This window comes from Flavobacterium sp. HSC-61S13, from assembly GCF_024171535.1.
Classification (GTDB): Bacteria; Bacteroidota; Bacteroidia; order Flavobacteriales; family Flavobacteriaceae; genus Flavobacterium.
In genome coordinates, this window is sequence record NZ_JALJZV010000001.1 from 157,323 (window position 1) to 170,741 (window position 13,419).

14 protein-coding genes are annotated in these 13,419 nt (G+C 35.6%); 13 read left to right on the forward strand and 1 reads right to left on the reverse strand.

Going from position 1 to position 13,419, the window contains the following annotated elements:
* Positions 1–13 precede the first annotated feature (13 nt).
* Together traN and L1275_RS00660 are read left to right on the forward strand one after the other, a co-directional pair.
* Positions 14–859, forward strand: coding sequence for a conjugative transposon protein TraN (gene traN, locus L1275_RS00655; RefSeq protein WP_253468684.1), 846 nt, complete (start codon positions 14–16; stop codon positions 857–859).
* Between the two features lie 833 nt (positions 860–1,692).
* On the forward strand, positions 1,693–2,127 hold the full coding sequence (locus L1275_RS00660; RefSeq protein WP_253468686.1) for an AraC family transcriptional regulator: 435 nt from the start codon (positions 1,693–1,695) through the stop codon (positions 2,125–2,127).
* A gap of 151 nt (positions 2,128–2,278) precedes the next feature.
* On the opposite strand, the gene L1275_RS16555 is transcribed toward L1275_RS00660, so the two are convergent.
* A complete protein-coding gene (locus L1275_RS16555; protein WP_371923409.1) occupies positions 2,279–2,641 on the reverse strand; it encodes a LytR/AlgR family response regulator transcription factor in 363 nt (120 codons plus the stop codon).
* Between the two features lie 202 nt (positions 2,642–2,843).
* Between L1275_RS16555 and L1275_RS00665 the strand changes: the two genes are divergently transcribed.
* The 11 genes from L1275_RS00665 to L1275_RS00715 all read left to right on the forward strand — a co-directional run bounded on the left by L1275_RS00665 (position 2,844) and on the right by L1275_RS00715 (position 13,245).
* Positions 2,844–4,109, forward strand: coding sequence for a site-specific integrase (locus L1275_RS00665; protein ID WP_253468688.1), 1,266 nt, complete (start codon positions 2,844–2,846; stop codon positions 4,107–4,109).
* 116 nt (positions 4,110–4,225) lie between these two features.
* The gene (locus L1275_RS00670; RefSeq protein WP_253468690.1) at positions 4,226–5,239 is read left to right on the forward strand and encodes a hypothetical protein; all 1,014 of its coding nucleotides are present in this window, start codon (positions 4,226–4,228) and stop codon (positions 5,237–5,239) included.
* A gap of 674 nt (positions 5,240–5,913) precedes the next feature.
* Positions 5,914–6,306 carry a single-stranded DNA-binding protein gene (locus L1275_RS00675; RefSeq protein WP_253468692.1) on the forward strand — a complete coding sequence of 131 codons (393 nt, stop codon included), beginning with the start codon at positions 5,914–5,916 and terminating at the stop codon, positions 6,304–6,306.
* 44 nt (positions 6,307–6,350) lie between these two features.
* Positions 6,351–7,424: a DUF932 domain-containing protein gene (locus L1275_RS00680; RefSeq protein WP_253468693.1), complete on the forward strand. Its 1,074-nt coding sequence runs from the start codon at positions 6,351–6,353 to the stop codon at positions 7,422–7,424.
* A gap of 51 nt (positions 7,425–7,475) precedes the next feature.
* Entirely contained in the window at positions 7,476–7,670 is a 195-nt protein-coding gene (locus tag L1275_RS00685; protein ID WP_253468695.1) for a hypothetical protein, read from the forward strand.
* 12 nt (positions 7,671–7,682) lie between these two features.
* Positions 7,683–8,285, forward strand: coding sequence for a PRTRC system protein E (locus tag L1275_RS00690; protein WP_253468697.1), 603 nt, complete (start codon positions 7,683–7,685; stop codon positions 8,283–8,285).
* An 18-nt stretch (positions 8,286–8,303) separates the two neighbouring features.
* Positions 8,304–8,522, forward strand: a complete 219-nt coding sequence (locus L1275_RS00695) for a PRTRC system protein C (RefSeq protein WP_253468699.1) — start codon at positions 8,304–8,306, stop codon at positions 8,520–8,522.
* 17 nt (positions 8,523–8,539) lie between these two features.
* Positions 8,540–9,712 carry a hypothetical protein gene (locus tag L1275_RS00700; RefSeq protein ID WP_253468701.1) on the forward strand — a complete coding sequence of 391 codons (1,173 nt, stop codon included), beginning with the start codon at positions 8,540–8,542 and terminating at the stop codon, positions 9,710–9,712.
* Positions 9,709–10,434 carry a PRTRC system protein B gene (locus L1275_RS00705; protein WP_253468703.1) on the forward strand — a complete coding sequence of 242 codons (726 nt, stop codon included), beginning with the start codon at positions 9,709–9,711 and terminating at the stop codon, positions 10,432–10,434. The genes L1275_RS00700 and L1275_RS00705 overlap by 4 nt, the downstream gene beginning before the upstream one ends.
* Positions 10,434–11,240, forward strand: coding sequence for a PRTRC system ThiF family protein (locus L1275_RS00710; RefSeq protein ID WP_253468705.1), 807 nt, complete (start codon positions 10,434–10,436; stop codon positions 11,238–11,240). Before L1275_RS00705 ends, L1275_RS00710 begins: the two co-directional genes overlap by 1 nt.
* A 469-nt stretch (positions 11,241–11,709) precedes the next feature.
* On the forward strand, positions 11,710–13,245 hold the full coding sequence (locus L1275_RS00715) for a SulP family inorganic anion transporter (RefSeq protein WP_253468707.1): 1,536 nt from the start codon (positions 11,710–11,712) through the stop codon (positions 13,243–13,245).
* Positions 13,246–13,419: the final 174 nt, after the last annotated feature.

Here is a 13,419-nt window from a genome sequence, read left to right on the forward strand (position 1 = left end):
AATATCAAATATCATGAAGATCATAGTAAAATTTATAACTGTGTTTTTACTAACAATACAGTCACTAAATGCTCAAAACAACTTAATAAATGCTGAGGTATTACCGTATAAAATTGAGTTAACTCAAAATAAAACCACTCATATTTTATTTCCTAGTAGTATAGTATACGTTGATTTAGGTAGTAACGAAATCATGGCAAGTAAGGTAGAATACGCGCGTAATGTTCTACGGGTAAAGACAGTTCAACAAGATATTAAGTCAACAAACTTTACCGTAATTACAACAAACGGGCAGTATTATAATTTCAATGCAGATTATAAGAAAGAACCGGCCTCTTTAAGTTATGATTTAACAAAGGTTGAGAATCATAACGAAAAAACGAAAAGCGAAGTTTTTTTAAATGATTTAGGAGGTAGTAGCTCAAGTCTCACCCACCTTAATATGAGCGCAATTATTAAAAATGACAAGAAGGATTTAAATATTTCACATAAGAGTTATAAAATAAAAACTCTATTGAAGAGTATATCTACTAAGGATGGTAAATTATACATTCATTTATCCTTGAAAAATAATAGTAATTTACCCTATGAAGTTGATGATATAACTTTTAAAATTAAAGACAGAAGAACTTCCAAACGTACAACCATTCAAGAAACCGAAATCTCACCTATAACAAGCCATAAAGACTTCACAAAGATTGAAAGTCAGATGAGTCAAGATAATGTATTTATGCTAGATCAGTTTACACTATCAAATAAGCAAATACTTTTGATTGAAATCCAAGAAAAAAACGGTGTTCGAAACCAAGTTTTGAAAGTTAAAAGTTCCGATATTTTAAGAGTAAAGAAATTATTTTAGAGTTTATAAATAAATAATCAAATGCTTCCTTCTTTTCCATTTAGAAGGGAGCATTTTTCTTGCCGAGATACTAAACTACAAGATCATTATATTATATTGGAAAACGGTCATTCGGTTAGTTTTATCGTTAATCATATTTACGGATGTTAGGACCTTATTGCGATTAAAAAAAACAGGTATTTCAAACCGTTTAATTAAAATTTAGTGTTACAAATCAAAAACAAAGTAGGTGTTATAATAATGATGCTCGTAATAACATTTTTAGGAGGAATACTGTGTAAGTATTTTAAAGTTTAAAGTATTTCGAGATTTTGGACACTTCCCGCAATAATGATTTTGGTCATTCCATGCTATGGAAAATGGATATCTTATTTTTACTAAAGGAACAATACGAATGCATAAATATGTTTTAAATGAGGTAATTCAGTACAAGTTTTGTGAAGTTGAAAAATTTGCTTTTTAAATAAATATTTTGAAAATTAAAATAATTATATATTAATATAATTCAGTGTAATGTCTTAATTTTAGAATTAAATCATTTATTTAGGGTTGTTATTTGTGAAAAGTGTTTTATAATATTATTTTTGCATTTAATTCTATTGCCTATGGAGTATTTATCATCCATATATGAAAAAGCCTTAAAAAGTAAAAAAAGGATACAGATATTTCTATTAATTTTAGCAATTTTTAGCTCTGTGTTACTTATTTGTAAGTTTGTGCTATAAATTAATTTTATAAACTTACCGGGCTACATTTATATATCAATTATTGTTATTTCCGTTGGATTATTTATTTTTTTTCATATAAAAAGTAAAGCAGTAGTTGATGGAGCTTTGTCAGAAGTATTGAGTGAAATTCCAAGCGAAATTCCAAGCGAAATTCCAAGCGAAATTCCAAGCGAAATTCCAAGCGAAATTCCAAGCGAAATTCCAAGCGAAATTAGAACTCAAATCGAATTGTATTTTCAAAAGAACATGTCTTTTTTAGATACTGGTTTTTCTTTTGATAATTTCGTTACAGATTTAAAATTACCAAAGAATCGTGTCTCAAAAACGATAAATCATGAAATGGATAATAATTTTTATAATTTGTTGGCAGAAAAACGTATTGAGGTAGCCAAAAAATTACTTAGAGAGAATAAAGAAAAATTAAAAATTGAGGCTTTATGTCGCCAATGTGGTTTTGTATCAAAATCATCATTTAATATACACTTTAAAAAACATGTAGGTATGACACCATCTCAATTTCAACGGCGAAGTATTAAATAAAATAAAGATCTGTAGGCGATATGGTGTTTTAATATTGATGGTTTTTGTTTAGATTCACTTTTTATTATAACTTCTACATAAAGGTAACTAATACTATGTTTTTTTTGATAAATTTATAGTTGAATATACTGAATTAGGATTATTATCCTCTTTACATTATTCTAATTTTCTCATAGATTTGGTCTCGGTAACTTAGGCCAATTGGAATACTTTTTTTATTTGTCAATATAATCATATGCTGTTCTACATATTTAATTTTATTGAAGTTAATAAAATAAGATTTATGTACCCTGCAAATATAATTTAAGTGTTTTAAGTTTTCTTCAATTGTAAGGAGTGTACCGTGCACCACTATTTTTTCTACTTCAGTATAAAGGCAAATATAATTGCGCATTCCTTCTATGTAAATCAATTCGGCTGGGTCGATTTTTATAATACGTTTGTCACTTTTTTTGTCCAAAAAGATTAATAAAAAGCAAAAGTAAGCAAAACGGTTAAAACCGTTTATATACAATGCTTTATGAAACAGTAGTCTTAGTTTGGAACTCAGTGTCTGATAGGTTTTAGTCGTGAAAGCACAAAGTTAGGTTACTAATTCGTTACCGATTGATAAAGGTAATCAAAAAACTAACTATTTATATTTCAGTGTTTTGCGTTCTTTTTCATATTCCCTTGTAACTCAATATAATTTAATTTTAACATTAAACATTTGAGTTATGGAGCAGACAAAAAAATCCACGTTCAAACTACTTTTCTACCTGAAAAAGAATGAGCCAAAAAAGAACGGTAACGCCCCTGTTATGGCACGCATTACCATTGATGGAACAGCTAAAACTTTAGGAACAAAGTTAGAAATCAACCCGAATAATTGGGATTTAAAGCATGGAAGAGTTGAAGGCAAGAGTGCCAAAGCATTGAGTATTAATCAAAAATTGGATAATATACGGGGACGTATCGACACTATTTATGAAGATATGCTAAAACACGAGGGGTTTGTGACAGCACAAAAGCTAAAGCTTGAATTTCTCGGTATTGGTGTTATGGAAGATTCCTTGCTGAAAGTATTTAAAAAGAACAATGAGGACTTTGGAAAAATGGTGGCAAAAGGAGAACGAGCCAACAGTACATACTACAAATACAAAATTGTCTATAATCACGTTGAAGAATTTATAAAAAGCAGATACCATCGCGATGATATGGCTTTTCGGGAATTGACTTGTGATTTTATCAGAGAATTTGATTTCTTCCTTAGAATAGACAAAGAATGCTCACACAATACTGTTTGGGTATATACGATGCCACTTTATCGTGTTGCGGAAATAGCTGTCAAAAGTAGTCTTATCAGGAAAAACCCCTTTGAAGATTATGAAATCTCGATGAAGGAAAATGACCGTAGCTATTTACTTAAAGAACACGTTGAATCCTTTTTATTACACAATCCTTCACAACAAAAGTATGAACTTGTAAAGGATCTTTTTGTATTCAGCTGCTTTACGGGGTTATCTTATATAGATATTAAACAACTTAAAAGGACTAACATCCAATCCTTTTTTGATGGTCACGATTGGATTATAAGCCGAAGACAAAAATCTGATGTTGCGTCTAATGTAAGACTTATGGAAATACCCAAGCGAATTATTGAAAAATACAAAGGTACCACCCGAAATGATTTTATTTTTCCCGTTCCCACAAACAGTATTTGCAATAGTCACATAGACAAACTTATCAAGGAATTAGAAATTGTTACCGAACAAAAAGTAACCTTTCACACGGCAAGGCACACCTTTGGGACAATGTTTTTAACAGAGGGTGTTCCATTGGAAAGCCTTAGCAAAATGATGGGACATAAAAACATTTCAACGACACAGATCTACGCCAAAATTACTAGCCAAAAAATAAGTAAGGATATGGATTTGGTGTCTCATAAATTTGCTGGAATGGAAGCAGCATTTACAGAAATGGAGAAAGAGGTTCACGTTTAGAATTATTACTTACTAAACAAAGCAGGATGATGTCCTGCTTTGTTTGTTTCGAGAAGCTGGGTAGTTTAATTCTTTTTTCTAAATTTACTTACAACAATTCTTTAAACAATAAAACTATGTCTTTATGTAAATTGTGTCTTGAACGCGAAGCAAACAAAAAGAATACTCACTATCTTACTGATGCAATTATCCGTACCTGTCTTAACTTAGAAGGTAGTAATGAACGCGAGAAAGGATTATATTTTGCTCTGGATAATACCAATCCATTTATAGACTTTAATTTCCAACGTCTTGATGAACTGACCCTTGAAACTACAATTGGAAGAAAACCAACGGAGGAAGAAATTGAAAATGCGAAATCCATTCCGTTTTCAGTTGATTACGTATTTTGTAGTGATTGCGAAAACCTGTTTACCGATATTGAAACACCGTTTATTCAAAACATATTGCCACGCTTCCGACAGGCAGATCTTTCAGGTCTCGAAATAGTGAGCGAAGCCGATGTGGTTACAATTCGCAATTTCTTTCACATACAGTTGTACCGAAGTGCAGTCTGTGAAGATATTTTGGCGTTTTCACCTGAGTTTACGGAGAAGTTACGTCACAGTATCCTACAAAAAAACGGTGATACATCCATCCCCCTTTCAGTAACATATCTCCAAACTCTTGGAGGAAACGCGATATATACAGAAAACTACATTGGATTTACTGATGATAGAAACCCTTTTATTGTCTTCATGAATGATTTTGTTATACAGATTTACGAGAATGAAGACGCAATAAAATTTCTACCTTTCCATGGACTAAATGTACAAGAAACCTTTGTCACTGCTATAAATATCAATGAAAAATCTTTTGATTTCAAAATATTTAATAATGCAGAAAGAAAGGCTTTTCTCAATACGGTGATCGTAAATGAAAAGGTTAAGAAAACAATACAATACTACCGAGACATGTTCGATATGTTCTGGAGAAAGCTATTTGGTGTCGACGCTCCGGTGCTTCAAAAAGAAAGGTATATTCAGAGCCTTATTAATGGTGATGACAATAACTTAATTAAATACTCAAAACAGCAGGTTTTCGAATTTACCGTAGCTTATATGGCTAAACTTTTCAATGTTACCAAATAATTGCATATAACACTATATAGATAGCCGAGGTGAATAATCCTCGGTTTTTTTATGCCCATATTTTTTCATCCTCAAAGCACATTTATTTTTCCTCTGCAAATTCCAAGGCTCATAAAAGAGCTTTGATTGGATGCTTTAATCAAGAATATTGAAGAAAATGCCTCTCACAGCCTATTTCAATATTTTCTTCAATACTCTTTCCGTGGCTTCCTTAGCCACTTATTTACACAAGAGATAAGTAGGTACCTGCAAGGGTGCAGGTTTTGTAATCACATAGACCATTTACACAAAGTCATTTCCATTGGCTTCCACATAGGTTTTTATTCAAGAGCCAGTATGCTGATTTGTCCCATTTCAAGAGCAAAGGTATTTCCGTGTTCTTAACACAGCAAAAAGGTCATGCCCTCCGGGTTTGCAAAATAATCTCCACCCATTCGGGTCGTATTTTTTTGTCAAAACCTTGTTGCTGCTAAACCCGAACCTTTTATGCTCGTGAAACGAAACAAAGCATACTCCGGCTCTTTAGACGAATAAAAAAAATGTCAGAAATGAAAAATATAAACATTGGAAATCGTAAAAAAGAGAAACGAAACTTCAGCACCACCTCTCATTACCGAATAAATTTTAAAAAATCAAAATCAGAACAAATTTAAGAACGCAAAAAAGTAGAAATCATGAACATCACAGGAAGACTGACAAGGGATGCGGAAGTACGCACAACGTCACAGGACAAACAAGTAGTAAACTTTTCGGTAGCAATAAACGACAGCTACCGTAACAAGCAAGGCGAACGCATCGAGCAAACAACCTATTTCGACTGCTCTTATTGGATAAGTCCAAAGGTAGCCAAGCTACTCACAAAAGGCACTTTGGTAGAACTATCGGGAAGAGTAAGCACAAGAGCGTGGGCAGGCAATGACGGAGAATTAAGAGCAGGACTGAATTTCCATACCTCACAAATCAAACTGCACGGAGGTAGCAGAAAAACTGAAACCGTACAGGCTACTGCACAAACTGAAAATAACAAGGTTACAGCACAGGAAACAGCGGACGACCTCCCATTTTAACAACGAATATTTAATCATTTTTCAAACTATAAATTTTAAGCATTATGGCACATAATATCAATTTCAACGAGAGAACAGGACGTTATTCATTCTTTAGCGTACAACAAAAAGCGTGGCACGGTTTGGGGCAAATCGTGGAGCAATACCCAACAAGCGAAGAAGCTATCAGACACGCAGGTTTAGACTACGAAGTCGTAAAATCCCCACTATTTACCAAAGGTTCGGGCATTATCGAAACAGCTAACGGCATAGAGATAGGCAGTAGTGAATTGGAAGTACCTAACTATTTCGCCAACATACGCACCGATAACAATGCAGTATTGGGGGTAGTCGGTAAGGATTACCACATTGTACAAAACCGTGAAGCCTTCAATTTCTTTGATGCTATTGTAGGTGGTGGAGATGGTATTCTGTACGAAACCGCAGGAGCATTAGGCAACGGAGAACGTATATTTATCACAGCCAAATTACCCGACTATATCCGTGTAGGTAAGGGCGATGATGTAACAGAAAAGTACATTTTTTTGACCACTTCGCACGATGGTAGCGGAAGTATCACAGCCGCATTTACACCTATCCGTATCGTGTGCCAAAACACCCTTAACGCTTCATTGCGGAGTATGACCAATGTAGTTCGTATCAAACATACTTCGGGAGCAAAACAGCGTATAGAGAATGCTCACAAGATTATGGGACTTGCCGACACATTGAGCAATCAATTAGAGGAGATTTTCAATGAGTGGGCAAAGGTAAAGGTAACAGACCAAGAGGTCAAAAAGTTAATTCAATTGGCACTTTGCCCGAATAAAGAAACATTGGATTTACTTAAAAAAGGTGCGGAAGATGAAATTTCAACCGTGTTTAAAAACACAGTTGAAGATGCTTTTGCCTATGCGATGATAAGTGATACACAGCAAATGGACACCACAAAAGGTACTTTGTTTGGCGCATACAATGCTGTTACAGGCTACTATCAGAATGTAAGAAATTACAAGGATAATGAAGCCAAGTTGCAGAGTATTGTATTGGGTGGTACTGCCCAACTCAAATCACAGAAAGCATTTGAATTGTGTACTGCCTTTGCAATGGACGGTGCGGAAATCCTAAACCTTAACTAAATAACCACAGGCTACCGCCTTAATCGGTGGTAGCCTTAAATTGAATATAGGATGAAAGTAACAGATTTAAACGGTTACCAAATTGAAGTTACCGACCTAAAGGAAGCAATCCGTATAACCAAGCGGTACACCAAATATAGGCACGAGGATAAAAACTACACCGATTTTGATAAAAGGCAGAACGCTTATTGGACGGATATGTACGAAAAGCTAACAGCAATAAAAGCACGAGTAAACAACCATTAAAATTTTAGAACGATGAACGCAAATTTTTTCAATCAGATAACGCAGTTGAATTTTACAGGTAATCTTCAACTTACCATAGCAAAAGGAGTAGAAAACAATCTTATTGTTTCCTTAATGATACAGAATGAGCAATGCGGAGATAACGCAAAACAACTAATACCCCCACTTAATTTAAGAGGAACAGCCGAAGAATTGGACGAGGGATTTTTTCAACAGATAACCGCACCCATTCAGACCGCTTCGGGTTTAATGGTCAATATGGAAGCTTTTATGAAGCAATTGGAGCAGGCTAAAAAGCAGTCGGCAATGGAGAAAGAAAAAATCGACAAACAGAAGAAAGAGCAGGAAGCCAAAGACAAGAAATTCAAAGACGCAATGGCAAAGGCGGACGAATTGGAGAAAGATGGTAAATTCCGTGAAGCGTGGATGAAAGTTCCCGAGATAACCGAGTTTCCCGAAAAGACGGACGAGATACGCAAACGCAAAACAGCATTGTCCGACAAGTTTGCCACACCAAGCCTTTTTGGAGCAGAGGAAGAAAAAACCGAACCATTACAAGAGGAAACTTTGTCCGATTATCCGATAGTTGAAGCGGAAGAAGAACAAGAATATTAATCTGAAAAATTAGAAATTATGTTATTAGCAACGCAGTTAGAGCGAGTATTTATACTCAAAGATAAAGGACAAGAAATCCGATTGACCGACCCCGAACCACGTTGGAGAGTGGAAGCCGTATTGAATTTTTACGCCAATACATACCCCATATTGACCACCGCCAAAATATCTGTACCGCAAATTAAAGACGATGCAGTAGAGTACAAATTTGAGAGCGTAATGGGTACAAAAGGTTAAACCAAATTTTTAAAGCGATGAATTATGCACAAACATATCATATCGGGGACAATCAGACCGCCCGAACAAAAACAACAAAAGCAGTTGTTCCAACAGTTGAACGAGTTCGCCAATTGGATGCAAAAACCAAAGGACGCAAACGAAATTCGAAAAGACAAACGGAAATCAGTACCAACGAAAATGTTGCCAATGGTTTTCTAAAAAATTCTTTCCTGCCTAAACTGAAAGAAACCAAAACGGTACAGGCTTGTAAGAAAACGGCAAAAATGGAGAACGATTTTTACAAGTCCCTTTCTCAACTTGCCGAGCATTACAAAATAGAACTAATGCAGACCAATCAATTCGAATATCCCTACAATATGGCATTGGCTATATGGGATATAGAAAAAAAGCTAAAGCAACGTGTTCTGAATTGGGAAGAAATACGTTTGGTACAGGATAGTAAGAAAACCTATTTTATCAGCGAGGAAAAGTACAATACAGGTACAACGCTTTATTATATTCCGATTGAACCACTTTATCAAATGTTACACGACCCCAAACGGAAAAGGAATGCGCAATTGCTTATTTCGGTTTGCTCTTATCTGTACCACATTGCGGATATTCCCTATTTCAGACAGGAAGAAAGCTATTTGTTTTGGATGTACGAAATGCACAAGGATTGGGTTGAACAGGACGATGAAACGGAAGAAACCGAAGTGTATAAACGGGAGTTTATAAAAGTGGAATTGATTGGCGACAGCATAGAAAAAAAACTTTTTAACCGTGTCAATTTACAGGTATTTGAACAGCGTTTAAATGCTTTCAAAAGCCGTGATACATTTGACCACGATTGTTGGCAGATGGCTTGTAATGCCTTTGCTTTATATACAGAATATCCACACGCAAGTATTTTCCAAAATGCACCAATAAATGAAGACCCCGAAAGTGAGGAAGAAGAAAACGAAATCATTGGTATGGAAAAGTACATTTCTTTTATAGCACATACAAAAGGATGGTTATACGAGAGCATTGCCGACAGCATCAATAATGAGTTTAACGAATACGGAGTAATGCAAGAACCGACCATTCGCAAACGCTTTGACGGAAAAGATGTAAATAATACGAACCTCGATTTTGAGAACAGATTGTTTGCCCTTTTGAACGATATATGTAACCTATTGTACAACTATGAAACGACAAGAAAATGAATAATACAAACGACATAACCGCAAGTTTCGGAACATTATACCACCCGAAATCCGCTTTAGTGTTCTATGAAACCAAAGGAGCGACTACAGATGTGTATGTGGAGCATTTTGATATGGATAAAAACGGTACTCCCATTAATGCGCATCCTTTAACAGTAAAGGAAGCAAAGGTATTGGCAAGAGCATTACAGACCGAAAAGGACAAGGATAATGCCTTTTTAAAATCCAATGGGATTTTGCCGACTAACATTCTGCATATCAATCCGAATACCGATAAAGGTGCGGTTCTTTGGTACACCAAAGCACAAAGGCGACAACTTTATTTTGTGAGTGGTTTGGACATCCCCAACGGATTGGCGTATGTACCGCCAATGATTTGGTTTGCTAATAAAAACAGTCTTTCGGTATTTGCATTGGCAAGTGATAGAAGACCGACAGAGAAAACACCTTTATATTTCGCCCCATTTTTAAATATCTATGAAGATGGCAAAGTGTGTATGGGTTCAGTTAATATCAACATTAAAAACTCCGCTTCGGTCGAAGATTTTATAAAGGCTTGGGAAGACTATTTTTTCAACAGCTATTTCAGTCACTTATTGGGAAGTAACAGCCCGATAAAAGGCAATTGTGTAACCCTTTGGAAAGACCTAATCCAAACAGGCAAACCCTTTCCTAAAGAGGTATTGAAAAAGAATAACAAAACACTTAAAAATCTATTGTGATGAATACCGAAAAAACAAAAATACATTTTACAGATAACTATCTGATAAATCCAACAAACCCCATTACTGTAAACCTCATCGGTGCAGGTGGCACAGGCTCAAAAGTATTGACCGCCTTAATGGAAATGAATCACAGTCTAATAGAATTGGAACATGCAGGTTTACAAATCCGTCTTTGGGATGATGATATTATCACAGAAGCTAATTTAGGCAGACAGCGTTTTGCAGAAAGTGAAATAAGATTGTACAAATCCGTTGCACTCATAAACCGAGCAAACCGTTTTTCGGGTACAAATTGGAAAGCGGAAACCATTAAATTTGAGAAAGACGGTTTAGGAAGATTGCCCGAATATGCACAAGCAACCATTTACATTACTTGTGTGGATAACGTAAAAGCGAGGTTTGGCGTTGCCGAAATACTAAAAGAATTAAGCAATCGCAGACATCATCGGGACGAACCCAAATATTGGTTAGACTTTGGAAACAGCCAACACACAGGACAAGTACTACTATCTACTATCGGAGCGATAAAACAACCCAATTCGGAGAAATACGAAACCGTGGCAAGCTTGCCATTTGTTACCGACGAATTTGGTGATTTATTAAAACAATCCGAGCAAGAAGACGATACTCCAAGTTGCAGTTTAGCTGAAGCATTGGACAAACAAGATTTATACATCAATTCCTCTTTGACACAAATGGGATGCTCACTGTTATGGAGCTTGTTTCGCAATGGAATGACTCCGTACAGGGGATTTTTTCACAACCTAAAAGATTTTAGTACCCACCCGATAAAAGTCGCCTGAGCTAAAAATCGGACGGCAAAAATGCAATTCCTCGCTTCGGTCAGAAACGCATTTTTGCGATTAAAAGGTGCAACCCCTTTGCTAAAATGCACCGCTTCACAACTCCCTTCTTACATTTTATCAAACAGGTTAGGTGCGATTTTCGTGGGATATTCAGTATCCCATTTATTGTTTTAGATCGACTTCTTTTCTTTCCAGATCTGCGACCAAAGAAAAGATTCTGTGTTGTAAAACAAATTTTTTTAGTTTTATTTCGTGTTAAATTGTGTACAATAACTATAAATTGTACTTTTGCACCACTCAATGAAAAGAACAGTACAAATATCATCCCAAGTTACTCCGCCTTGATCTTAGGCTAACTGTTATATTTCCCAATTTTAATTTATTGGTTTCTCTGTCGTACCCGAAGGTTTTACTTGCGTGTACCTACTTTTCTATTTACATTTTACAACTTTAAACATAAATCTTTATGCAGAAAATTATCAATTTGTTTGATTTCAAACAGAAAATTAATTACAAAAATGAAATTCTTGCGGGTCTTGCAGTGGCTATGACCATGATACCTGAGTCTTTATCCTTTGCTATTCTGGCAGGGCTTTCGCCTTTGACAGGGCTTTATGCAGCGTTTTTAATGGGCATTGTTACTGCAATCTTGGGAGGCAGACCCGGAATGGCTTCCGGAGGTGCTGGAGCAACGGTAGTCGTACTTATTGCACTGGCTGCATCACATGGTGTGGAATATCTTTTTGCTGCGGTTATATTAGCAGGTCTACTGCAATTTTCAGTAGGAATTTTTAAGCTGGGTAAATTTGTCCGCTTGATTCCACAACCGGTAATGTATGGTTTCTTAAACGGTCTTGCAGTAATCATTTTTATGGCACAGGTAGCTCAATTTAAAGTTGTTGAAAACGGGATAGAAGGTTGGATGCAGGGACCGGCGCTTTATCTAATGGCTGGATTGACATTATTAACTATAGCTATCGTATTTATATTGCCAAAATTTACAAAGGCGGTTCCAGCATCTTTAGTAGCAATAATAGTTGTCTTTGGTATTGTATATTTTTTCGGCATTGATACTAAAAAAGTAATTGATATCGCCTCTGTAGGAGGTTCTTTACCTTCATTTCATATCCCTGCTATTCCTTTTAGTCTGGAAACATTGAAAATTATTTTCCCTTATGCCTTGGTAATGGCAGGAGTTGGATTGATTGAAAGTCTGTTAACGCTTAATATGGTTGATGAAATAACCAGCACAAAAGGACAATCTAACCGTGAGGCTGCCGCACAGGGCATAGCCAATATCACCAACGGTTTCTTCGGAGGAATGGGTGGATGTGCAATGGTTGCTCAGACTTTAGTGAATATCGGAGCTGGAGGAAGAGCCAGACTTTCTGCAATAGTTGCCGCTATAGCAATCTTATTGATCATTCTGGTTGCAGGTCCTGTAATCGAGCAAATTCCAATGGCGGCATTAGTCGGGGTAATGATGATGGTAGCTATAGGCACATTTGAGTGGGTCAGCTTTCGAATTATTAATAAAATGCCTCGACACGACATTTTTATTGGTATGCTGGTAGCAGTTATAACTGTACTATTACACAACTTAGCTTTAGCCGTTTTGATAGGTGTAGTTATTTCAGCTCTTGTATTTGCCTGGGAAAGTGCCAAACGAATACGTGCAAGAAAGTATGTAGATGAAGATGGTGTAAAGCATTACGAAATTTTTGGCCCGCTGTTCTTTGGCTCAGCTATGGCATTTACAGAAAAATTTGATGTTGTAAACGATCCCGATGAGGTGATAATAGATTTCAAGGAAAGCAAAGTTGTAGATATGTCCGCAATTGAAGCCTTGAATAAAATTACAGAGAAGTATCACAAGGAAGGTAAAAAATTACATTTACGTCATTTAAGCCAAGATTGCAGACAGTTACTGAAAAATGCTGAAACAGTTATAGATGTGAATATTATAGAAGATCCTACCTACAAAGTAATGACTAATAAGTAACATTGGTATAATTAAGTCTACATCGAAAGCTATCAGATTTTTTTCTATAGTTTTCGATGTTTTTTTATGAATTTAAGCCTTTTACTTTTATACTGAGGTTAAATACTAGATTTGAATAAACGCAAAAATGGTTCGGAGGTTATAAGCTAAAGCTAGCCTCTAAAATAAATTATC

Excerpts from the sequence above, each read along its gene's own strand:
- traN (WP_253468684.1), top strand. The coding sequence starts at position 14 with ATGAAGATCATAGTAAAATTTATAACTGTGTTTTTACTAACAATACAG.
- L1275_RS00665 (WP_253468688.1), top strand. The coding sequence starts at position 2,844 with ATGGAGCAGACAAAAAAATCCACGTTCAAACTACTTTTCTACCTGAAA.
- L1275_RS00670 (WP_253468690.1), top strand. The coding sequence starts at position 4,226 with ATGTCTTTATGTAAATTGTGTCTTGAACGCGAAGCAAACAAAAAGAAT.
- L1275_RS00675 (WP_253468692.1), top strand. The coding sequence starts at position 5,914 with ATGAACATCACAGGAAGACTGACAAGGGATGCGGAAGTACGCACAACG.
- L1275_RS00680 (WP_253468693.1), top strand. The coding sequence starts at position 6,351 with ATGGCACATAATATCAATTTCAACGAGAGAACAGGACGTTATTCATTC.
- L1275_RS00685 (WP_253468695.1), top strand. The coding sequence starts at position 7,476 with ATGAAAGTAACAGATTTAAACGGTTACCAAATTGAAGTTACCGACCTA.
- L1275_RS00690 (WP_253468697.1), top strand. The coding sequence starts at position 7,683 with ATGAACGCAAATTTTTTCAATCAGATAACGCAGTTGAATTTTACAGGT.
- L1275_RS00695 (WP_253468699.1), top strand. The coding sequence starts at position 8,304 with ATGTTATTAGCAACGCAGTTAGAGCGAGTATTTATACTCAAAGATAAA.
- L1275_RS00700 (WP_253468701.1), top strand. The coding sequence starts at position 8,540 with ATGAATTATGCACAAACATATCATATCGGGGACAATCAGACCGCCCGA.
- L1275_RS00705 (WP_253468703.1), top strand. The coding sequence starts at position 9,709 with ATGAATAATACAAACGACATAACCGCAAGTTTCGGAACATTATACCAC.
- L1275_RS00710 (WP_253468705.1), top strand. The coding sequence starts at position 10,434 with ATGAATACCGAAAAAACAAAAATACATTTTACAGATAACTATCTGATA.
- L1275_RS00715 (WP_253468707.1), top strand. The coding sequence starts at position 11,710 with ATGCAGAAAATTATCAATTTGTTTGATTTCAAACAGAAAATTAATTAC.